The sequence below is a fragment of the Streptomyces sp. Alt3 genome (genome assembly GCF_030719215.1).
Classification (GTDB): Bacteria; Actinomycetota; Actinomycetes; order Streptomycetales; family Streptomycetaceae; genus Streptomyces; species Streptomyces glycanivorans.
This window is the reverse complement of record NZ_CP120983.1, coordinates 4,374,769-4,395,356: the sequence shown is the minus strand read 5'-3', so window position 1 is coordinate 4,395,356 and position 20,588 is coordinate 4,374,769. Positions and strand designations below refer to the sequence as shown.

Here is a 20,588-nt window from a genome sequence, read left to right as displayed (position 1 = left end):
GTCGCCGCGCGGCCGCGGCCGCCTGCCGACGGGCTCGGCCGTCGAAAAGGCCCCACCACCCGGTGGGGCCTTTCGCGTGTGCCCCGGGCCGCCGGGACCGGATCAGATCAGGCCGTGCTCGGTCAGGTACTCCATCTGGGCCCGTACCGACAGCTCCGCCGCGGGCCAGAGGGAACGGTCCACATCCGCGTACACCGCCGCCACGACCTCGGCGGGCGTCCGGTGTCCCGCCTCCACGGCCGTCTCGACCTGGGCCAGGCGGTGGGCCCGGTGGGCGAGGTAGAACTCGACGGCGCCCTGTGCGTCCTCCAGCACCGGCCCGTGTCCCGGGAGCACCGTGTGCACCCCGTCGTCGACCGTCAGCGAACGCAGCCGCCGCAGGGTGTCCAGGTAGTCGCCGAGGCGGCCGTCCGGATGGGCGACGACGGTGGTGCCGCGCCCGAGGATCGTGTCGCCCGTCAGCACGGCCCGGTCGGCGGGCAGATGGAAGGAGAGCGAGTCCGCGGTGTGTCCAGGCGTGGGGACGACCCGGAGTTCGAGCCCACCCGTGGTGATCACGTCGCCTGCCGTGAGCCCCTCGTCGCCCAGGCGCAGCGCCACGTCCAGCGCCCGCACCTTCGTCCGCGTGAGTTCGGCGAAGCGGGAGGCGCCCTCCGCGTGGTCCGGGTGCCCGTGGGTGAGCAGGGTGAGACCGACGCGCCGGCCCGCCTTATCCACGGTCTCGACGACGGCCCGCAGATGTGAGTCGTCGAGCGGCCCCGGGTCGATCACGACCGCGAGGTCGGAGCCCGGTTCCGCGACGATCCAGGTGTTCGTGCCGTCCAGTGTCATCGCCGAGGCGTTGGGCGCCAGGACGTTGACCGTGCGGGCGGTGGCCGGCCCGGAGAGGACCCCACCGCGGGGCTGCCCGGGCAGTGCGGCCGCGTCGCTCATGCGGGGCTCCCGTCCTTGCCGTCGTCCTCGGCGGGAGCGGCGGAGCCACCGGCTGCCGGAACGTGTTTGGTGAACTCGTCGTGCCCGGGCCAGCTCAGCACCAGTTCGTCGCCCTCCATACGGGCCTCAGCCAGCACGGGGACCATGCTCCGGGAATCCGCCGCCTTCAACGCCTCCGCGGCCGTCCCGTACGGGCTCAGAGCCCGCAGGGTGGCCACGGTGGGCGGCATCATCAGCAGTTCGCCCCGGTCGTAGCCGTCGGCGGCGTCGCCGGGCCGGATCCACACCGTCCGGTCGGCCTCGGTGGACACGTTCCGGGTGCGCTGCCCCTCCGGGAGCACGGCCACGAAGAACCAGGTGTCGTAGCGCCGCGGTTCGAACGCCGGGGTGATCCAGCGTGCCCACGCGGCCAGCAGGTCGGAGCGCAGCACCAGGCCCCGGCGGTCCAGGAACGCCGCGAAGGACAGGTCCCGGGCGACGAGCGCCTCCCGGTCGGCCTCCCAGTCCGCGCCCGTGGTGTCGCTCACGACCGTGTCGGCGCTCGGCCCGGCCAGCAGGACACCCGCCTCCTCGTACGTCTCACGGACCGCTGCGCAGACGACGGCCTGCGCCTCGGCGGACGTGGCAACTCCCAGACGGCCGGCCCAGGTCTCCAGGGACGGCCCCGCCCAGCCCACGAGGTGGTCGTCGTCCCGCGGGTCCACCCCGCCACCCGGATAGGCGTACGCGCCTCCGGCAAAGGCCATGGAGGTCCGCCGGCGCAGCATGTGGACGGCGGGGCCCACCGCTCCCGGTTCCGACGGGTCGTCCCGGAGCAGCATCACCGTGGCCGCGCGCCTGGGGGTCACAGCCGTCAGCTCGCCGCTGTCGAGGGCCCTGATCCGGGCGGGCCATTCCGGTGGGTACCACTGACCGTTGGGCATGGCCGGAGGCTATCCGGAACCGCGCCGATGTTCGAGGGGCCCCCGGTTCAATGACTGCCCCTTACACGCAAGATCCCGCCCGGTCGCGGGACCGGACGGGATCATGGACGTACGGGGTCATGGGACGAACGGGATCAGGCGTCGACGAGTTCCACCTGGACCTCGACCTCCACCGGTGCGTCCAGCGGCAGCACCGCGACGCCCACAGCGCTGCGCGCGTGCACGCCCTTGTCACCCAGGACCGCCCCCAGCAGCTCGCTCGCGCCGTTGACGACACCCGGCTGCCCGGTGAAGTCGGAGGCGGAGGCCACGAAGCCCACGACCTTCACGACCCGGGCGATCCGGTCCAGGTCACCGGCGACCGACTTCACCGCCGCCAGTGCGTTCAGCGCGCACGTCCTGGCGAGCTCCTTGGCCTCGTCGGCCGTCACCTCCGCACCGACCTTGCCGGTCACCGCGAGCTGGCCGTCCACCATCGGGAGCTGGCCCGAGGTGTAGACGTACGCTCCGGACCGCACGGCCGGCTGGTAGGAGGCCAGCGGCGGCACGACGTCCGGGAGCGTCAGGCCGAGCTCGGCGAGCTTCGCCTCGACGGCGCCCGCCACTACGGCTTCTCCCGCTTCAGGTAGGCCACGAGCTGCTCGGGGTTGTTCGGGCCGGGAACGACCTGGACCAGCTCCCAGCCGTCCTCGCCCCAGGTGTCCAGAATCTGCTTGGTCGCGTGCACGAGAAGGGGCACGGTCGCGTATTCCCACTTGGTCATGCAGCCGACTGTAATGCCTGGCACACACGGCCTCGTGCGTAGCCTGCCTGCCGACTGGTTAGGCTCGAAGACGTGAGCAGGTTCCAGGTCGTCAGCGGCAAGGGCGGGACCGGTAAGACCACGGTCGCCGCCGCACTCGCGCTCGCCCTCGCGACCGAGGGCAGGCGCACGCTCCTCGTCGAGGTCGAGGGCAGACAGGGCATCGCCCAGCTCTTCGAGTCCGATGCCCTCCCCTACGAGGAACGCCGGATCGCCGTGGCACCCGGCGGCGGCGAGGTCCACGCTCTGGCGATCGACGCCGAGCGCGCCCTCCTGGACTACCTCCAGATGTTCTACAAGCTGGGCAGCGCGGGCCGGGCGCTGAAGAAGCTCGGCGCGATCGACTTCGCGACCACCATCGCCCCGGGCGTCCGGGACGTCCTGCTCACCGGCAAGGCGTGCGAGGCCGTGCGCCGCAAGGACAAGCAGGGCAGGTTCGTCTACGACCACGTGATCATGGACGCGCCCCCCACCGGCCGCATCACCCGCTTCCTCAACGTGAACGACGAGGTGGCCGGACTGGCCCGGATCGGCCCGATACACAATCAGGCGCAGGCCGTGATGCGGGTCCTCAAGTCCCCCGAGACCGCGGTCCACCTGGTGACACTCCTGGAGGAGATGCCGGTCCAGGAGACCGCCGACGGCATCGCCGAACTGAGGGCCGCCGAACTGCCCGTGGGCCGGGTCGTGGTGAACATGGTCCGGCCCCACCTGCTGGACGAGGACGCGCTGCGAACCGCCTCGGGGGGCCGCCGCAAGGAGATCGCGAAGACGCTCACCCGGGCCGGGGTGAAGGGTTCCGCGGCGCTGGTCCGGCCGCTGGTCGAGCAGGCCGCCGAGCACGCCCAGCGGGTCGGCCTGGAGCGCGAGCAGCGCGCGGTGCTGACGGGGCTCGGGCGGCCCCTGGCCGAGCTCCCCCTGATCAGCGAGGGAGTGACTCCGGCTGCGCTGAACGAGCTGGCGGAGGAGTTCCGCAAACAGGGCGTGGGCGACGAGACCGCGGACGCGGCGGGGCAGACGCCCCGGGGCGGGAAACGACGCGGCTCCGGACGAGGGGTGGTGGGGTCATGACGCGGATCACGGACGTCAGCCCGGGGCTGGAGACGGACGCGCTCCTGGACGACCCCGGGATCCGCATCGTCGTGTGCTGCGGATCCGGTGGGGTGGGCAAGACCACGACCGCGGCCGCACTCGGTGTGCGGGCGGCCGAGCGGGGCCGCAAGGTCGTCGTCCTCACCATCGACCCGGCCCGCCGGCTCGCCCAGTCGATGGGCATCGACCGGCTGGACAACGTCCCGCGCCGGGTCGAGGGGATCGAGGGCGACGGCGAGCTGCACGCCATGATGCTCGACATGAAGCGCACCTTCGACGAGACCGTCGAGGCGCACACGGATGCCGAGCGGGCCCGCGCGATCCTGGAGAACCCCTTCTACCAGTCCTTGTCGGCCGGGTTCGCGGGCACGCAGGAGTACATGGCGATGGAGAAGCTCGGGCAGCTGCGGGCCCGCGACGAGTGGGACCTGATCGTCGTCGACACTCCTCCGTCCCGCTCCGCGCTGGACTTCCTGGACGCGCCGAAACGTCTCGGCTCCTTCCTGGACGGGAAGTTCATCCGGCTGCTGATCGCCCCCGCGAAGATCGGCGGACGGGCCGGGATGAAGTTCCTCAACGTCGGCATGTCGATGATGACGGGGACGCTCGGGAAGCTGCTCGGCGGTCAGTTCCTGCGCGACGTGCAGACCTTCGTCGCGGCCATGGACTCCATGTTCGGCGGCTTCCGCACCCGGGCCGACGCCACGTACAAGCTGCTGCAGGCGCCCGGCACGGCGTTCCTCGTGGTGGCGACACCTGAACGGGACGCGCTGCGCGAGGCTGCGTACTTCGTGGAGCGGCTGGCCGCCGAGAAGATGCCGCTGGCCGGCCTGGTCCTCAACCGGGTGCACGGCAGCGATGCCTCGCGGCTCTCCGAGGAGCAGGCGCTGACGGCAGCGGAAAATCTTGAAGCCGTCGGCATTGTGGATCAGGCCACCGGGAAGGCTGGCCTTGGTGACCCGGCGGACCCGGCTGCCGCCACCTCTCCCGAAGCCCCGCAGTCGCCGCCCTCCCCCGAGCGCAGCAACGATCCCGCACCGCACGAGCCGCCACAGCAGGAGCCGCCCTCGCACGACCGGACGTCGCGCAGCCCCGAGCCGCACAGCCCTGGCCGGAAGTCGACTGACCCTTCCGTGCCACTCGCGCAGACGGAAGCGGACAGGCAGGACACCCCCGTCACGGACGACGTGTCCACGGAAGTGTCCGTCGAGCAGCTGACCGCAGGTCTGCTCCGACTGCACGCCGAGCGCATGCAGGTCGTGGCGCGTGAACTGCACACGCGCGACCGTTTCACCGCGCACCACCCCGAGGTCCCCGTGACCGAGGTGGCCGCACTGCCCGGTGACGTGCACGACCTCTCAGGCCTCAGGGCCGTCGGGGAACTGCTTGCGACCGGTTCCGCTCCGGCCTGAGCTGCCCCGGACCACTCCAGGGCATCCCCCACGGGCTGCCCACGAGGCATCACCCCACGGCGGCGAACCTCTCGTGCAGTTCGTCGTCGTGCAAGGTGTCGTCGTCCAGACCCACCGCTGCGGGCAGCATGCCCGTGGACCGCTCGTACTCACTTCGCGCGGTCTCCAGCAGGCGACGCCAGGACGTCACGGTGGGCCGCCGGCGCAGCAGCGCACGGCGTTCCCGCTCCGTCATCCCGCCCCACACGCCGAACTCGACGCGATTGTCCAGCGCGTCGGCCAGGCACTCGGTACGCACCGGACATCCGGTGCACACCGCCTTGGCCCTGTTCTGCGCTGCCCCTTGTACGAACAATTCATCCGGATCGGTAGTGCGGCAGGCTGCCTGCGCACTCCAGTCGGTTACCCAGCCCATGCCGGCGCCGTCCTCTCCCGAATCGAGGCTCCCCCACGGCGGTAGCGGCATATTCACCGCTGCCAGTTGAGGACGTTACGGAAGGTGGCGACAGCACAACACCCCCTTCGGGCCCAATCTTGAATGGCCCGAACGGACTATGCGTACGCGGCAGATCACCCAGAGGAGTGACGCAGGGACATGCGTGATCATCCCGACGGAATCGGGACAGAAACCCCAAGCCGCAACGGACATTCAATGACGGATGAGGCGAATTCGGGAGCGCCTCGACGTGTGGCTGAATTCCATTGAGAGGCATGCAGGGGGGTTGATGCACAATCGGACTGCTGTGACAGTTGAGAGGAGCTTAGGCCAAGGCCTATACCTGTGTCCGGCGAATGAGAACGTAGGCTGCCCCCATGCCAAAGAAGCGCTCAGGCGGGGGTCTGACGACGACCCAGCAGGCCGCCAAGTTCCTCGGTGTCGCCGCGCTCTCCGGAGCTGTGCTGGCGGGCATCGCACTGCCTGCCGCCGGCGCACTCGGGCTCGCGGCCAAGGGGACGGTGGAGGGATTCGACGAGATCCCCTCCAACCTGAAGACTCCGCCGCTGAGCCAGCGGACCACGATCCTGGACAACGAGGGCGGCGCGATCGCCACGGTGTACTCGCGTGACCGCACCGTCGTCCCGCTCAAGAACATCTCGCCGTACATGCAGGACGCGATCGTCGCGATCGAGGACTCGCGCTTCTACGAGCACGGCGCGATCGACCTCAAGGGCATCCTGCGCGCGATGAACCGCAACGTCCAGGAGGGCGGCGCCGCGCAGGGTGCCTCGACTCTCACCCAGCAGTACGTGAAGAACGTCTTCGTCGAGGAGGCGGGCGACGACCCGGAGAAGGTCGCCGAAGCCACCCAGCAGACCATAGGCCGCAAGGTCCGGGAGCTGAAGTACGCGATCCAGGTCGAGGAAGAGCTCGGCAAGAAGAAGATCCTGGAGAACTACCTCAACATCACCTTCTTCGGGCAGCAGGCCTACGGCGTCGAGGCGGCGTCCCAACGCTACTTCTCCAAGCACGCCAAGGACCTGAAGCTGGAGGAGGCCGCCATGCTGGCCGGCCTCGTGCAGTCGCCGACCCGCTACGACCCGGTCAACGACGCGGAGGAGGCGACCAAGCGCCGTAACACCGTGCTGACCCGCATGGCCGCCGTCGGCAGCATCTCCCAGGGCGAGGCCGACAAGGCCATCACCGCCCCCATCAAGCTGAAGGTCAGCAAGCCGAAGAACGGCTGCATCACGGCCGTCAGCGGCGCCGGGTTCTTCTGCGACTACGTCCGCAAGACCATCCTGTCCGACACCGCCTTCGGGAAGACCGCGGAGGACCGGACCAAGCTGTGGAACCTCGGCGGTCTGACCATCAGGACCACCTTGTCGCCGCGCGCCCAGGAGGCGGCCAACGAGGCGGCCACCTCGAAGGTCAACAAGGACGACAAGGTCGCCGCGTCGGTGGTCCAGGTCGAGCCCGGCACCGGCAAGATCCTCTCGATGGGCCAGTCCCGCCCGTACGGTCTCGACCAGACACAGCACGAGACGGTGCTGAACCTCGCCGTCAGCAACAAGCTGGGCGGCAGCACCTACGGCTTCCAGGTCGGTTCGACCTTCAAGCCGATCACGGCCGCAGCGGCACTGGAGAAGGGGATCAACCCGGCGCAGAGCTACAGCTCCGACTGGAAGATCTCGGTGCCGATGAACTCCTACCGCAACTGCGCGGGATCGCCCGTCGGGAGCGGGAACTGGGACCTCCAGAACGAGTTGGAGTCCGAGAAGGGCGCCTTCGACATGACGAGCGCGCTCGGCAAGTCGATCAACACCTACTTCGCCAAGCTGGAGCAGCAGGCCGGACTCTGCGAGACGGTCACCATGGCGAAGAAGCTCGGCTACGAGCGCGGTGACGGCAAGCCCCTCTCGGACAGCCACCCTTCGATCACCCTGGGCGGCACGGAGAGCACCCCGCTCGGCATGGCCTCCACGTACGCGGCGTTCGCCAACCGCGGCACGTTCTGCACGCCGATCGCGATCGAGGCCATCAAGGACGCGAACGGCAAGAAGGTCGACGTGCCCAAGTCCTCGTGCTCACGGGCGATGAGCGAGAAGACGGCCGACACCATCAACCAGATGCTCAAGGGCGTCGTGGAGGACGGAACCGGCACCCAGGCGGGTCTGATGGACCGCGACAACGCGGGCAAGACCGGTACCACCAACGACCGCGTGGACGCCTGGTTCGTCGGCTACACGCCGAACCTGTCCACAGCCGTGTGGGTGGGTGCGGACGTCGGCAAGAAGGTGCCGATGTACAACATCACCATCGGTGGCCAGTACTACGACAAGGTCTGTGGCGGCTGTCTCCCCGGTCCGATCTGGAAGACGGCGATGACCGGCGCGCTGAGCGCCTCGGAGACCCCGTCCTTCAACCCGATCTCGGTGCCGCGCGCCAAGGAGAAGGAGAAGGACAAGGACAAGGGCCGCGGCGACAACAACGGCGGTGGCAACGACGACTCCGAGGACGACTCCATCGGGGGCATCACCATCCCGCCCGGCTTCATCGGCGGGAACGACGGCGGCCGGAACGGCCGCAACGGCCCCTGATCGTCCGGGTCGCACGACCACGTCATGAATGAGGAGGGGCGCCCCCGGACCGGGGGCGCCCCTCCTCATTCACGTGTGCGGCCCCTCAGCCGGCGAGCAGCCTCTTCACCGTGGCGGCGACCCGGCCGCCGTCGGCGAGGCCGGCCACCTTCGGGTTGACGATCTTCATGACGGCACCCATGGCCCGCGGCCCCTCGGCACCCGCGCCCTTCGCCTCCTGGACGGCCTGCGCGACGATCACGTCGAGCTCGTCGTCGGTCAGCTGCTTGGGCAGGTACGCGTCCAGCAGTTCGCCCTCCGCCCGCTCACGCTCGGCCTGCTCCGTCCGGCCGCCCTGCGCGAAGGCCTCGGCCGCCTCGCGGCGCTTCTTCGCCTCCTTGGCGATCACCTTCTGGACCTCGTCGTCGGAGAGCTCACGCGACGTCTTGCCGCTGACCTCTTCCTTGGTGATCGCGGTCAGGGTGAGCCGGAGGGTGGACGAGGTGAGCTCGTCACGCGCCTTCATGGCCGTGGTGAGGTCTTCCTTGAGCTTGGACTTGAGCGTGGTCATGTGGAGATTGTGACAGGTACGGGGCACCTGCCGCCCTCCTGTTTTCGTCCCACCGCCCCGTTTCTGCGACGATGGGCCCATGCGCGCACGCTACGGAGTACCCCTGAAAGTCACGGCAGTCGGCGCAGCGGTCGGCGCCGCCGGCCTCGTGTATGCGGCCGGATTCGAGGCACGCTCGTTCCGCCTCCGCCGGATCACGATCCCTGTACTCCCGCACGGGGCCCGCCCGTTGCGCGTGCTCCAGGTCTCCGACATCCACATGGTGAGCGGCCAGCGCAAGAAGCGCGCCTGGCTGCAGTCGCTGGCAGGCCTGCGCCCGGACTTCGTGGTGAACACGGGCGACAACCTCTCCGACCCGGAAGCGGTGCCGGAGCTGCTCGACGCGCTCGGCCCGCTGATGGAGTTCCCCGGGGTCTACGTCTTCGGTTCGAACGACTACTACGGGCCGAAGCTCCGGAACCCGGTCCGGTACCTCCTGGAGAAGACCCAGGGCAAGCACGGGCTCAACGGGAACGCCCCGGCCGTCGACGTCGTCCACAACCCGTGGGAGCCGATGCGGGACGCCTTCGACGAGGCCGGCTGGCTCAACCTCTCCAACACCCGGGGACGGCTCAAGGCCGACGGGCTCGAGATCGCCTTCACGGGCCTGGACGACCCCCACATCAAGCGGGACCGCTACGCCGAGGTCGCCGGTGGACCCGAGACGGGCGCGGACCTGTCGATCGGCGTGGTCCACGCGCCGTACCTGCGCTCCCTGGACGCCTTCACCGCGGACGGTTACCCGCTGATCCTGGCCGGTCACACCCACGGCGGACAGCTCTGCATCCCCTTCTACGGCGCACTGGTCACCAACTGCGACCTGGACACCGACCGGGTGAAGGGCCTCTCCGGGCACACGGTCGGCGAACAACGCTCCTACCTCCACGTCTCTGCCGGCTGCGGCACGAACCGCTACACCCCGGTCCGCTTCGCCTGCCCGCCCGAGGCGACCCTGCTGACGCTGACGCCGCGGGACTGAGCCCTCCGCCCCGCGTCGTGCCGGGGCCTCGGCCCCGGCACTAAACCGGATTTCGCCTCCGGGCGCGGGTGGGTTAAAGTTATCGATGTCGCCGGGAGACCGGTGGGCATCGGGGTGTAGCGCAGCTTGGCAGCGCGCTTCGTTCGGGACGAAGAGGTCGTGGGTTCAAATCCCGCCACCCCGACAGCTGAAACACCAGGTCAGGGGCCTGATTCACTTAGTGGATCAGGCCCCTGAGTGGTTTCCGGGGGGCGTCTTGGGAGCCGATCCCAGGCTCCGGCTCCGGTTCGGTCACCGCCGCCCTGACGCATGCCGGCCCGAGTCCACCGAGCCGCTCGGCGAGCTCGTTCTCCACCAGCCACCGGTTGGGCGCCGTCCCGCCGCGCAGAATCGCCCGCCTCATCCATTGCCGGCAGTGAGTCGCGTCCAGCCCCCTCCATGAACGCGTGTGAGCCCGACCCCTCTTCGGGAAGAGGGGCCGGGCTCACACAAGCACCTGGCGGCACTGCGGCATGGACGCACCGCCACCGGTGGTCGGTCAGGCGGCCACCGTGGTGCCCTCGACGACCTGGCGGAGCACCTCGGTCAGCGAGGTGACGACCTCGGCGTCGTCCGCCGGGTGGAGCTCGGCGAAGCGGGTCACGGAGCCGGGGATGGAGAGCTTGACGTCCGCGAGGACGGCTCCGCCGGCGATGCCTGCCGCCTTACGGGCGTCGTCCTGGGCCCACACGCCACCGAACTGGCCGAAGGCGGTGCCGACCACGGCGACCGGCTTGGCGGTGAGCGCGCCGGCGCCGTACGGGCGGGACAGCCAGTCGATGGCGTTCTTCAGCACGGCCGGCATGGTGCCGTTGTACTCCGGCGAGAACAGCAGGAACGCGTCGGACCGGCCGGCCACGGCGCGCAGCTCGGCGGCAGCAGCCGGGACGCTGCCCTCGACGTCGAGGTCCTCGTTGTAGAACGGGAGCTCGGCGAGGCCCTCGTACAGCTCGACCTCGACACCCTCGGGTGCGTGCTTGACGGCGGCCTCTGCGAGCTGACGGTTGTGAGAGCCGGCGCGGAGGCTGCCGACGAGGGCGAGGATGCGTACAGACATGGGGGAAGCTCCCGGGAGACGGAGACTGCAGAAGTGGCGGACCACGGTCCGTTTAAAGTTGTACCACCTAAGCGGACCGTGGTCCACTTATGGCCGTACGGGGCTACCCTGAAGCCATGACCGCTCCTTTTCCCCCGCTGCCCGGGCCGCCCGACCCCGGCGAGGCGCGAACGAGTCTCACACTCGCCGCCGCCGACGACGGCCCGGAGATACTGCGGGCGGACGCGGCCCGCAATCGAGCGCTCCTGCTGGACGCCGCCTCCCGCCTCCTGGCCGACTGCGGGGCGGCGGACCTGACCATGGAGTCGGTGGCCGCGGCCGCCGGGGTGGGCAAGGGCACCGTCTTCCGGCGCTTCAAGGACCGCACCGGCCTGCTCATCGCCCTGCTCGACCACCGCGAGGCCCTGCTGCAGGCGGCCTTCCTCTCAGGGCCGCCCCCCATGGGTCCGGACGCCCCGGCAGCCGAGAGGCTGCACGCCTTCGGCCCCGCCGTGATGCGCCATGAACGCGATCACCACGAGCTGATCCTGGCCTCCCGCACCGATCCTCTGCGCACCTACACCGTCCCCGCGCAGCGGCTGAGGCTCAGCCATGTCGCCCTGCTGCTGGGCCAGGCGCACGCCGCCGGTGAGCCGGATCTGCTCGCGCACACCCTGCTGGGGTCGATCGACGCTCCCCTCGTCCACCACCTGACGTGCGAAGGCGGCATGCCGGTCGAGCGGCTGGAGCGTGGCTGGCACGACCTTCTCACCCGGTACGGGGTGGAACGCTGACGGTGGCGCCTCAGGGCCGCACCTGCACCAGGGCGTGCGTGCCGCTGGTACGCCACGCGCGGCCGGACCGCTCCAGGCCCTCCAGGACCCCCGGGTCCAGCCCCACGACGACATCGGACTTCAGGGTCCGCAGCGCGGCTACGGGCCCGGGGAAGTAGGCGGTGAGGTCCGCGAACGACGTGGTCCCGGGCCACAGGCGGTCGCCCACCAGGCGCCGGTAGTTGAGGTCGCCCTTCAGGATCGTCAGCGATCCCGATCCGAGCTCCGCCCGGAGGTCGTCGGGCATCCGTTCGTACGGAAACGGGGCGCAGAAGAAGGCGTGGGCACGCAGGTCGAGCCGGCCGGCACCCATGGCCTCCCGGATACGTCCGCCGATGACGCCCGCCTCCCCCGGGGCCTGGCCCAGCCTTCGCACGCAGTCGACGACATCGGCCGTCATCGCGTCGGAGACGAAGTACGGGCCGGGTTTCACATGGAGCACCACCCGGTCCGCGTGACCGTGCAGGAGCAGATGGTCGACCAGGACGAGGTCGGGGATCAGCTCCCGCCCGGTGTTGTCGGCGATCACCGCGACGGTGCCACGGGCCCCCGGCGGCAGGATCCCCCACAGCACAGCCCTGTCGTCGGCGACCAGACCGGAAGCGGTTCCACTCGCCGGTTCGCCCGCACCCGCCGGTCCGCGGAAGCCCAGGTCGGCCCGGTTTCCCCAGAGCGAGGCATCCAGAAGCGCCGACGCCCTCTCGGCTGCGGTCACGACGGCGAGGTCGTCCAGGGCCCGGAGCTCCTCCTCGACCGTGTCACCGCTCAGTTCGGCACGCTTGAACGGGGCGAAGGGGTCGATGCCCTGCCACGGCCCCTCACCGAAGTAGCCGACCGCGTCCAGGAGCCTTCGGTAGAAGTAGCTCTCGGCCCAGAGGAACGGGGCGTCGAACCACGGGCGTCCGATGTGCTCACGCCCCCACTCCAGCCAGAGGTCGCGGTCAGGGCTCCCGTGACCGAGTGGCTCGACGACACCGTGGGCGATCTCGTGCAGCAGGGCGTCCAGGGCCCGGAGCTGCTGAGGGCCGTACGGAAAGGCCTCGCGCACCTGCTCGATCAGCGCCGGGTGGCGCTCGGCCATGACGCCCCGGGCGAAGCTGCCCGGCTCCCGGCACGTGATCACAGGGGGAAGGCCGGGGCCCTGCCCGGTCCCGGAAGCCGCTCGCGTATCGCCCATCCGCCCAGTCTGCCTGGTGGGAGGCCGTGCATCGTGCGGTGGTGCGCGTGTCCGTCCGGCGCGGGTCACCGGTCGGTCAACGGCCCCGAGGGAACCGGCACATGAACGGCCCGGGCCCTGGCTACGATATACAGCGACTCAGATGACTTACCCCAGGAAAGGGACCCCGCACCCATGCCGGCCGAGACATTCGAGTTTCAGGTAGAAGCGCGCCAGCTCCTGCAGATGATGATCCATTCGATTTACTCGAACAAGGATGTATTCCTGCGTGAGCTCATTTCCAATTCTTCTGACGCGTTGGACAAGCTGCGACTTGAGACTCTGCGTGACGACTCGCTCCAGGCGGACTCGTCCGACCTCCACATCGCCATCGAGGCCGACCAGGAGAAGCGCACGCTGACCGTGCGCGACAACGGCATCGGAATGTCGCACGACGAGGTCGTGCAGCTGATCGGGACGATCGCCAATTCCGGTACCGCGAAATTCCTCCAGGAACTGAAGGAAGCCAAGGACGCCACCGCTTCCGAGGAGCTCATCGGACAGTTCGGTGTCGGTTTCTATTCGAGCTTCATGGTCGCCGACGAGGTCACCCTGCTGACCCGGCGAGCGGGCGAGGACACCGGTACGCGCTGGCAGTCCAGCGGTGAGGGCACCTACACCGTCGAGTCCGTCGACGACGCGCCGCAGGGCACCTCGGTCACGCTGCGGCTCAAGCCCGAGGACACCGAGGACAAGCTCTTCGACTACACCTCGCCCTGGAAGATCCGGGAGATCGTCAAGCGGTACTCCGACTTCATCACCTGGCCCATCCGCATGGCGGCGGCGGGGGGCGAGGAGGGCGAGGAGCCCGGGACCGAGACGGTCAACTCGATGAAGGCCCTGTGGGCCCGGTCGAAGGACTCCGTGACCGATGAGGAGTACAGCGAGCTGTACAAGCACATCAGTCACGACTGGACCGACCCGCTCGAAACCATCCGCATGCAGGCGGAGGGGACGTTCGAATACCAGGCATTGCTGTTCCTGCCGTCCCATGCACCGCAGGACCTGTTCATGCAGGACCACAAGCGTGGAGTGCAGCTCTATGTGAAGCGCGTATTCATCATGGATGACTGCGAAGCGCTCATGCCGACGTATCTCCGCTTCGTGAAGGGCGTGGTCGACGCCCAGGACCTCTCGCTCAATGTGTCGCGCGAGATCCTGCAGCAGGACCGCCAGATCGAGATGATGCGGCGCCGCCTGGTCAAGAAGGTGCTCTCGACGTTGAAGGACATGAGGTCCAGCACCCCCGAGAAGTACGGCACGTTCTGGAAGGAGTTCGGCCGCGTCCTCAAGGAAGGCCTGTTCCAGGACTTCGAGAACCGTGACGCGATCCTGGAGATCTCCTCGTTCGCCTCGACCCAGGACGAGGAGGGGCTGACCACCCTGCGCTCCTACGTCGAGCGGATGAAGGAGGGCCAGGAGCAGATCTACTACATGACGGGCGAGTCGCGCGCGGCCATGGAGAGCTCTCCCCACATGGAGGCCTTCCGCGCCAAGGGCTTCGAGGTCCTCCTGCTGACCGACCCCGTCGACGAGGTCTGGGTCCAGTCCGTCCCCGAGTTCGACGGCAAGCCTCTCCAGTCCATCTCCAAGGGCGAGGTCGACCTGGACACCGACGAGGAGAAGAAGGAGGTCGAGGCCGAGCGCGAGAAGCAGCAGCAGGACTACGCCGGCCTGCTGACCTGGATGACGGAGCAGCTCGGTGACACCGTGAAGGAGGTGCGTCTCTCCTCGCGGCTCACCGTCTCGCCCGCCTGCATCGTCTCGGACACGCACGATGTCACTCCGGCCCTGGAGAACATGTACCGCGCCATGGGCCAGGAGGTGCCGCACATCAAGCGCATCCTCGAACTCAACCCCTCGCACGCGCTCATCAGTGGACTGAAGAAGGCGTACACCGAGCGGAGTGACGAGGAGGGCGCCGGAACCGAACTCGCCGAGACGGCCGAGCTCGTCCACGGGCTGGCGCTGCTCTCCGACGGCGGCGAGCTGAGTGACCCCTCGCGCTTCAGCAGGCTGATGGCGGACCGCCTGGAGCGCACGCTCTGACGCCTCCCGCCCTCCACGCACCGCGGCCGCCAGGCTTCCTGGCGGCCGCGGTCGTATGTGGCGTCAGGAGGTGTGAAGGCGGGACGAGCACGCGCGACGCTCGAACATTCGAACAGATGGCCCTCCCCCCAAAGTGACGCAGAGGAGTCGCACCGTGCGCCTCGGCGCCCCGTAACTTCACCGTTTTGAGGGCCTGTTGGAGGTTTATCTACGCGCGGAGCATCGACTACCGAACGATCCTTCGGGCATATCAGACGACTTTCCGCGCGGCCATTACCGCCGGGTACCGGAAGCTGCTAAAAACGTGCTCGCCCCACGAACTCCCCACTCGTCCCCCACATTTCGAAGGGCTGGCAGCCATGTCAGTACGAACCTTCCGGGCGTCCGTCTTCACCCTCGCGATCGCCGCCGTGGCCGCGCTCGGCGTCGCACAACCGGCATCCGCCGCCGGCGAGAACTACGTCGCTCTCGGTGACTCCTACTCCTCCGGAGTGGGCGCCGGGAGCTACACGTCGGAGAGCGGCGACTGCAAGCGCAGCACCAACGCCTACCCCTACCTCTGGAAGAACGCGAACGCCCCGTCGTCCTTCGCGTTCGTCGCCTGCTCGGGCGCGACGACGACCTCCGTGTCCAGTGGCCAGCTGGGCGCGCTCAGTTCGTCGACCACGCTCGTCAGCGTCACGGCGGGAGGCAACGACGTCGGGTTCGCGGACGTCATGCAGACATGCGTCCTGCAGAGCGAGGCGACCTGTGTGAGCCGGGTGAACACGGCGGTCTCCGCGGTCCAGAACACGCTGCCGGCCAAGCTCGACTCCCTCTACGCGGGCATCCGTTCGCGGGCTCCGCAGGCCCATGTGGTGGTGCTCGGCTACCCCCGCTTCTACAAGCTGTCGGGTACCTGCATCGCCGGCCTCACCGAGACCGAACGCGGAGCGATCAACAACGCCTCGGACGTGCTCAACGGGGTGCTGGCCAAGCGGGCGGCCGACTCGGGGTTCACGTTCTCCAGCGTCGTGGACGAGTTCACCGGGCACGAGCTCTGCTCGGGTGACGCGTGGATCCACAGCGTGTCCATCCCGGTCACCAACTCCTACCACCCCAAGGCGATCGGACAGTCGAACGGCTATCTGCCGGCCTTCCGCTCTGCGGCGTAACGCGCGTGGAGCCGGCTCGCCCGGCGCACACGGCGGCACCACCGGTCGGGCCGGTGGTGCCGCCGCACGACGGGCGGGCCGCCCTCCCCCGCACGTCTCCGGGCTCAGTACCGCTCGACCAGGTGCTCACGGCCTGCTGGAGGTTCGTAGGCTTCGGGCCAGAAGTCCGTGACTCCGGCGATCCTGCCGTCCTCGTCGAACGTGAAGAAGTGGATGGCGTGCATCTCCTCCGGGCCGAGGGTGACCAGCGTCCTGGCGGCGGCCTGACGCCCTTCCCCGTCGGCCACGATCCGCTCGATCCGCACCTGCCGGCCCCCCGGGTACTCACGGTTGAACCGGACGTAGCGCTCCTTGCCGAGGATGCGCTCACGGCTCTGCGGCAAGTCGTACACCATGTCGTCGGCGAGGGTTGCGGCGAAGGCGCTCCAGTCCCGGGCACCGGCCGCGGCCCAGTACGCCTCCACGGCGGCCCGCACCTGAGCCGCCACCCACGCCACGCCCTTGCCGCCGCTCATCACAGTCATGCCACCGAGTGTGGCGCCCGCCACTGACATCGGCGGTGGCACCGGGCACCGGTCAGCCCCTGACCGGCCGCGATGCCTTGACCGAGTACATCATCGGGATGCGCGGACGGTCCGGCGGGAACCGGTGGTACCCGTCCTCTCCCCGCTCCAGCACCTGGTACCGCGGGAAGAGCGAAGCGTCGTGCTCGTGCAGGAACTCGATCCGGAGCCCCGCCGCTGCCAGCGCCGAGACCACCTCGCCCACCGGGTGCTGCCACTCGACACTGCGGTTGTGGACGGTCACGGCGTCGCGGTCGGCATAGGTGCCGGGCGAATCGTCCACCCAGGCCTCCCGGCTGAAGTAGTCGTACGTGACCTTCGAGCCGGTCTCGTCGTCCAGGCAGTCGGTGAGCGGATGGAACTCGGCGAGGTAGAGGAATCCTCCGGGTGCCACCACCGAAGCGGCGACCTCCGCCCAACGCGTGATGTCGGGGAGCCAGTTCAGCGCTCCGAGCCCGGTGTAGACGATGTCGTACGCGGAGTCCGGAACCGCCTGGGCCGCGTCGTACACGTCGGCTGCGACGAAGGCGGCGCGCTCCGGTGGCAGCTCGAGCGAGCGGGCCAGGCCACGGGCGGTCCCGACGGCCGGCTCGGAGAAGTCGAGGCCCACGACACGGGCCGCTCCGTGGCGGGCCCAGGACAGGGTGTCCAGGCCGATGTGGCACTGGAGGTGCAGGAGTGTCCGGCCGGTCACGTCACCGACCTCCGCCAGTTCGAAGTCACGCAGGGCGTCCCGGCCCGCCAGGAAGGCGTCCAGACCGTAGAAGTCGGCGGCCGCGTGGATGGGCACGCGCTCGTCCCAGCGCGCGCGGTTGATCTCGTGCCAGTCGTCGGGCGTCCGTGCGTACATGCGGGAAAGTTACCCACAGGCTGGGGGTGCGTGCGAACAGTTATCCACAGACCGCACGGCGTTGTGGCCACATCGGGTTGGATGGGGGCATGAGCGACACACAGAACGACGCGTCCGTACCGGAGCGGGAGCAGGAGCCGCCGCAGTGGGAGCAGCGCTTCCGCGCCGCGCGGGTGTCCCTGCCCGACTGGGCCGAGGACGCTCCCGACCGCGCGCTCTTCGTCTCCAACGCCACCGGTACGTACGAGCTGTACGCCTGGGACAGGGCGACCGGGAAGCAGCGGCAGGTCACCGACCGGCCCAACGGCACGACCGACGGGGTCCTGACGCCGGACGGCCGGACCGTCTGGTGGTTCGCCGACACCGACGGCGACGAGTTCGGCGTGTGGAAGCGGCAGCCCTTCGAGGGGGGCCCGGACGAGCCGGCCACGCCCGGCCTGGAGCCGTCCTATCCGGCCGGCCTCGCGATCGGCCGTGACGGCACGGCCGTGGTGGGCCGCTCGACCGACGAGGACGGCACGACCGTTCACCTGGTGCCCCCGGGGGCGGAACCGGTCGAGATCTACCGGCACCGTGAGTCGGCCGGGGTCGGCGACCTCTCCCACGACGGGACGCTGATCGTCCTGGAACACACCGAGCACGGCGACGCGATGCACTCCGCGCTGCGTGTGGTCCGCCCCGACGGCTCCACGGTCGCCGAGCTCGACGACACCGAGGGCGGCACGAAGGAGCTCGGCCTGTCGGTGCTGGGCTTCGCCCCGGTGGCGGGCGACACCCGGCTGCTGGTCGGGCACCAGCGGCGCGGCCGGTGGGAGCCGATGATCTGGGATCCGGTGGCGGGGACGCAGACGGACCTGCCGGTCGACCTGCCCGGTGACGCGGGAGCGGAGTGGTATCCGGACGGATCCGCGCTTCTGATCGAGCACGGTTTCGAGGCCCGCAGCGAGCTCTGGCGCTACGAGCCGGGCGCCGCGGGGCTGGTCCGGGTCGAGACCCCGTCCGGCACGGTGTCGGGCGCCACGGCCCGTCCCGACGGCACGGTGGAGTACCTGTGGTCGTCGGCCGCGCAGCCGCCCGCCGTGCGCTCCACGACCGGCTCCGTCGTGCTCGACCCGCCGGGCGCCAAGGCTCCGGCATCGGTGCCGGTCCGGGACGCCTGGGTGGACGGCCCCGGAGGCCGCATCCACGCCCTGGTGCAGTCCCCGGCCGGCGACGGACCGTTCCCCACGGTCTTCGAGATACACGGTGGGCCCACCTGGCACGACAGCGACGCGTTCGCTTCGGGTCCCGCCGCCTGGGTGGACCACGGCTTCGCCGTCGTGCGGGTCAACTACCGCGGCTCGACGGGATACGGCCGCGCCTGGACCGACGCGCTCAAGCACCGGGTCGGTCTGATCGAGCTGGAGGACATCGCGGCCGTGCGCGAGTGGGCGGTGAAGTCCGGACTGTCTGACGCGGAGCGGCTCGTGCTGGCCGGTGGCTCGTGGGGTGGGTACCTGACACTGCTCGGACTCGGTACGCAGCCGGATGCCTGGGCCCTCGGGCTGGCAGCCGTGCCGGTCGCCGACTACGTCACCGCCTATCACGACGAGATGGAAGCGCTGAAGGCGATGGACCGCACATTGCTGGGCGGTACCCCGGAGGAGGTGCCCGAGCGCTTCGAGGCCTCGTCCCCACTGACCTACGTGGACGCGGTGCGGGCCCCGGTCTACATCTCAGCCGGCGTCAACGACCCGCGCTGCCCCATCCGTCAGGTGGAGAACTACGTGAACCGCCTCGCCGCCCGGGACGCCGTCCACGAGGTGTACCGCTACGACGCGGGACACGGCTCGCTCGTCGTGGAGGAGCGGATCAAGCAGGTGCGGCTGGAGCTGGACTTCGCGCTGCGCCACCTCGGGCAGGCGCCGGCCGAGGGCCGGGGGAAGGACACCAAGTAGGCGAGGACGACGGCGTAAGGGCCGGATAAATGGTGCACCCCGCTCCGGGGGCCCGGAGCGGGGAACCGTACCGTGGAGGGGTGTACCGGTTCCTGCTGACCCCGCGATGGTGGGGGATCAACCTCTTCGTCGTGCTGGCCATCCCGTTCTGCGTGTTCATGGGCACCTGGCAGCTCGGCCGTTTCGAGGACCGCGTGCAGTCGCACGAGAAGGCCGAGAAGCGCCCCGACCCCGGCACCCGCTCCCCGAAGCCGCTCGGTGACCTGCTCCCCGTGAGTACGGAGACCTCCGGCCGCCCCGCCGTGGCGACGGGTACGTACTCCGACCAGTTCCTGGTTCCCGGCCGCAAGCTCGACGACCGTGACGGCTTCTACGTGCTGGATCTGCTGCGTACGGACAGCGGCAAGGCGCTGCCCGTGGTGCGGGGCTGGCTGGCCGGCAGCCCGGGCAGCACCCAGGTGCCCGCCGCGCCGGCCGGCGAGATCACCGTGACCGGCGATCTGCAGGCCTCGGAGAACAGCGGCACCACCGGTGTCGATGTCAGTGGCGGACTCCCCGAGGGCCAGCTGGGCATGATCAGTGCGGCATCCCTCGTGAACCTCGTGCCGTACGACGTCTACGACGCCTGGGTGACTCTGTCCGAGCCGGACGCCGGCGGGGCGAGCGGCGGCATGAAGCCGGTGCCCGCGGCAGCCGCGCAGGGCAGCGGGCTCGACCTGAAGGCCTTCCAGAACCTCGGTTACACCGGCGAGTGGTTCGTCTTCGGCGGCTTCGTGCTCTTCATGTGGTTCCGCCTCGTGCGCCGTGAGGCGGAGGCGGCACGCGACATACAGCTGGGGCTGGCGGCCGACGCCGACTGACTTGAGCCTCGCGCCACGTCCGGGCGGACGCCCGGTCGGCATCGGCGGAGCGGATACGGGCAGGGGCCCGCCGGAACCCGAAGTTCCTGGCGGGCCCCTTCCCGTATCCGTATCAGCTCCCCGTCCGCGGTCCGTGAGCCGGGCCCCGTCCGCGACCTCTGGTCCATGGGCACGGGCCCGTCCGCGATCCGTGCTGAGCGATCCGCGGTCCGTGCTGAGCGATCCGCGAACCGTGGGCACGGACCCGTCCGTGAGCCCGCACGTCATCCGTCGCCGTGGCCG

The 20,588-nt window shown here is 69.9% G+C and carries 19 protein-coding genes and 1 tRNA gene; 10 read left to right on the top strand and 10 right to left on the bottom strand.

Translation table 11 applies throughout. The features are described 5' to 3' along the window. Positions 1–102: 102 nt before the first annotated feature. From P8A20_RS19390 to sp36, 4 genes are all read right to left on the bottom strand, one after another. A complete protein-coding gene (locus tag P8A20_RS19390) occupies positions 103–933 on the bottom strand; it encodes an MBL fold metallo-hydrolase (RefSeq protein WP_147958791.1) in 831 nt (276 codons plus the stop codon). Next, positions 930–1,856, bottom strand: a complete 927-nt coding sequence (locus P8A20_RS19385) for an NUDIX hydrolase (RefSeq protein WP_306103931.1) — start codon at positions 1,854–1,856, stop codon at positions 930–932. Before P8A20_RS19385 ends, P8A20_RS19390 begins: the two co-directional genes overlap by 4 nt. Positions 1,857–1,990: 134 nt before the next feature. Next, positions 1,991–2,461, bottom strand: coding sequence for a RidA family protein (locus P8A20_RS19380; protein WP_147958789.1), 471 nt, complete (start codon positions 2,459–2,461; stop codon positions 1,991–1,993). Next, on the bottom strand, positions 2,461–2,619 hold the full coding sequence (gene sp36, locus P8A20_RS19375) for a Sp36 family protein (protein ID WP_019992579.1): 159 nt from the start codon (positions 2,617–2,619) through the stop codon (positions 2,461–2,463). Before sp36 ends, P8A20_RS19380 begins: the two co-directional genes overlap by 1 nt. Positions 2,620–2,691: 72 nt before the next feature. Between sp36 and bagA the strand changes: the two genes are divergently transcribed. Further along, positions 2,692–3,729 (top strand): ATPase BagA, encoded by a 1,038-nt coding sequence (gene bagA, locus P8A20_RS19370; protein ID WP_306103930.1) that lies wholly within the window; start codon positions 2,692–2,694, stop codon positions 3,727–3,729. Next, positions 3,726–5,162 (top strand): ATPase BagB, encoded by a 1,437-nt coding sequence (bagB, locus tag P8A20_RS19365; RefSeq protein WP_147958787.1) that lies wholly within the window; start codon positions 3,726–3,728, stop codon positions 5,160–5,162. Before bagA ends, bagB begins: the two co-directional genes overlap by 4 nt. A 49-nt stretch (positions 5,163–5,211) precedes the next feature. Here the strand turns inward: bagB and P8A20_RS19360 are convergent, their stop codons facing one another. Then, the gene (locus tag P8A20_RS19360) at positions 5,212–5,577 is read right to left on the bottom strand and encodes a WhiB family transcriptional regulator (protein ID WP_187282105.1); all 366 of its coding nucleotides are present in this window, start codon (positions 5,575–5,577) and stop codon (positions 5,212–5,214) included. Between the two features lie 398 nt (positions 5,578–5,975). Here P8A20_RS19360 and P8A20_RS19355 point away from each other — a divergent pair, with 398 nt between their 5' ends. Next, a complete protein-coding gene (locus tag P8A20_RS19355; protein WP_147958785.1) occupies positions 5,976–8,201 on the top strand; it encodes a transglycosylase domain-containing protein in 2,226 nt (741 codons plus the stop codon). Between the two features lie 85 nt (positions 8,202–8,286). On the opposite strand, the gene P8A20_RS19350 is transcribed toward P8A20_RS19355, so the two are convergent. Further along, positions 8,287–8,751 carry a GatB/YqeY domain-containing protein gene (locus tag P8A20_RS19350; RefSeq protein WP_147958784.1) on the bottom strand — a complete coding sequence of 155 codons (465 nt, stop codon included), beginning with the start codon at positions 8,749–8,751 and terminating at the stop codon, positions 8,287–8,289. 79 nt (positions 8,752–8,830) lie between these two features. Between P8A20_RS19350 and P8A20_RS19345 the strand changes: the two genes are divergently transcribed. Both P8A20_RS19345 and P8A20_RS19340 read left to right on the top strand, forming a co-directional pair. After that, complete coding sequence (locus P8A20_RS19345) at positions 8,831–9,769, top strand: metallophosphoesterase (protein ID WP_147958783.1); 939 nt, start codon at positions 8,831–8,833, stop codon at positions 9,767–9,769. Positions 9,770–9,879: 110 nt separating this feature from the next. Further along, a tRNA-Pro gene (locus P8A20_RS19340) sits at positions 9,880–9,953 on the top strand. 354 nt (positions 9,954–10,307) lie between these two features. Here the strand turns inward: P8A20_RS19340 and P8A20_RS19335 are convergent. Then, complete coding sequence (locus tag P8A20_RS19335; RefSeq protein WP_147958747.1) at positions 10,308–10,865, bottom strand: NAD(P)H-dependent oxidoreductase; 558 nt, start codon at positions 10,863–10,865, stop codon at positions 10,308–10,310. 116 nt (positions 10,866–10,981) lie between these two features. Between P8A20_RS19335 and P8A20_RS19330 the strand changes: the two genes are divergently transcribed. Then, on the top strand, positions 10,982–11,638 hold the full coding sequence (locus P8A20_RS19330) for a TetR/AcrR family transcriptional regulator (RefSeq protein WP_306103929.1): 657 nt from the start codon (positions 10,982–10,984) through the stop codon (positions 11,636–11,638). 10 nt (positions 11,639–11,648) lie between these two features. On the opposite strand, the gene P8A20_RS19325 is transcribed toward P8A20_RS19330, so the two are convergent. Beyond that, positions 11,649–12,854, bottom strand: a complete 1,206-nt coding sequence (locus P8A20_RS19325) for a damage-control phosphatase ARMT1 family protein (protein ID WP_306103928.1) — start codon at positions 12,852–12,854, stop codon at positions 11,649–11,651. 174 nt (positions 12,855–13,028) lie between these two features. Between P8A20_RS19325 and htpG the strand changes: the two genes are divergently transcribed. Beyond that, a complete protein-coding gene (gene htpG / locus P8A20_RS19320) occupies positions 13,029–14,942 on the top strand; it encodes a molecular chaperone HtpG (RefSeq protein ID WP_306103927.1) in 1,914 nt (637 codons plus the stop codon). 359 nt (positions 14,943–15,301) lie between these two features. Then, the gene (locus P8A20_RS19315; RefSeq protein WP_147958743.1) at positions 15,302–16,096 is read left to right on the top strand and encodes an SGNH/GDSL hydrolase family protein; all 795 of its coding nucleotides are present in this window, start codon (positions 15,302–15,304) and stop codon (positions 16,094–16,096) included. A 104-nt stretch (positions 16,097–16,200) separates the two neighbouring features. Here P8A20_RS19315 and P8A20_RS19310 read toward each other — a convergent pair whose 3' ends face one another. Both P8A20_RS19310 and P8A20_RS19305 read right to left on the bottom strand, forming a co-directional pair. Continuing rightward, entirely contained in the window at positions 16,201–16,620 is a 420-nt protein-coding gene (locus P8A20_RS19310) for a nuclear transport factor 2 family protein (protein WP_261988603.1), read from the bottom strand. Between the two features lie 52 nt (positions 16,621–16,672). Then, positions 16,673–17,509, bottom strand: coding sequence for a class I SAM-dependent methyltransferase (locus tag P8A20_RS19305; protein WP_306103926.1), 837 nt, complete (start codon positions 17,507–17,509; stop codon positions 16,673–16,675). A gap of 89 nt (positions 17,510–17,598) precedes the next feature. Here P8A20_RS19305 and P8A20_RS19300 point away from each other — a divergent pair, with 89 nt between their 5' ends. Further along, positions 17,599–19,446 (top strand): S9 family peptidase, encoded by a 1,848-nt coding sequence (locus tag P8A20_RS19300; protein WP_147958741.1) that lies wholly within the window; start codon positions 17,599–17,601, stop codon positions 19,444–19,446. Between the two features lie 80 nt (positions 19,447–19,526). Then, positions 19,527–20,306 (top strand): SURF1 family protein, encoded by a 780-nt coding sequence (locus tag P8A20_RS19295; protein WP_147958740.1) that lies wholly within the window; start codon positions 19,527–19,529, stop codon positions 20,304–20,306. Positions 20,307–20,588 lie beyond the last annotated feature (282 nt).

What these genes read in the sequence shown, in the direction of transcription:
- P8A20_RS19390 (WP_147958791.1), bottom strand. Translation starts at nt 933, where the DNA reads ATGAGCGACGCGGCCGCACTGCCCGGGCAGCCCCGCGGTGGGGTCCTC.
- P8A20_RS19385 (WP_306103931.1), bottom strand. Translation starts at nt 1,856, where the DNA reads ATGCCCAACGGTCAGTGGTACCCACCGGAATGGCCCGCCCGGATCAGG.
- sp36 (WP_019992579.1), bottom strand. Translation starts at nt 2,619, where the DNA reads ATGACCAAGTGGGAATACGCGACCGTGCCCCTTCTCGTGCACGCGACC.
- bagB (WP_147958787.1), top strand. Translation starts at nt 3,726, where the DNA reads ATGACGCGGATCACGGACGTCAGCCCGGGGCTGGAGACGGACGCGCTC.
- P8A20_RS19360 (WP_187282105.1), bottom strand. Translation starts at nt 5,577, where the DNA reads ATGGGCTGGGTAACCGACTGGAGTGCGCAGGCAGCCTGCCGCACTACC.
- P8A20_RS19355 (WP_147958785.1), top strand. Translation starts at nt 5,976, where the DNA reads ATGCCAAAGAAGCGCTCAGGCGGGGGTCTGACGACGACCCAGCAGGCC.
- P8A20_RS19350 (WP_147958784.1), bottom strand. Translation starts at nt 8,751, where the DNA reads ATGACCACGCTCAAGTCCAAGCTCAAGGAAGACCTCACCACGGCCATG.
- P8A20_RS19345 (WP_147958783.1), top strand. Translation starts at nt 8,831, where the DNA reads ATGCGCGCACGCTACGGAGTACCCCTGAAAGTCACGGCAGTCGGCGCA.
- P8A20_RS19335 (WP_147958747.1), bottom strand. Translation starts at nt 10,865, where the DNA reads ATGTCTGTACGCATCCTCGCCCTCGTCGGCAGCCTCCGCGCCGGCTCT.
- P8A20_RS19330 (WP_306103929.1), top strand. Translation starts at nt 10,982, where the DNA reads ATGACCGCTCCTTTTCCCCCGCTGCCCGGGCCGCCCGACCCCGGCGAG.
- P8A20_RS19325 (WP_306103928.1), bottom strand. Translation starts at nt 12,854, where the DNA reads ATGGGCGATACGCGAGCGGCTTCCGGGACCGGGCAGGGCCCCGGCCTT.
- htpG (WP_306103927.1), top strand. Translation starts at nt 13,029, where the DNA reads ATGCCGGCCGAGACATTCGAGTTTCAGGTAGAAGCGCGCCAGCTCCTG.
- P8A20_RS19315 (WP_147958743.1), top strand. Translation starts at nt 15,302, where the DNA reads ATGTCAGTACGAACCTTCCGGGCGTCCGTCTTCACCCTCGCGATCGCC.
- P8A20_RS19310 (WP_261988603.1), bottom strand. Translation starts at nt 16,620, where the DNA reads ATGACTGTGATGAGCGGCGGCAAGGGCGTGGCGTGGGTGGCGGCTCAG.
- P8A20_RS19305 (WP_306103926.1), bottom strand. Translation starts at nt 17,509, where the DNA reads ATGTACGCACGGACGCCCGACGACTGGCACGAGATCAACCGCGCGCGC.
- P8A20_RS19300 (WP_147958741.1), top strand. Translation starts at nt 17,599, where the DNA reads ATGAGCGACACACAGAACGACGCGTCCGTACCGGAGCGGGAGCAGGAG.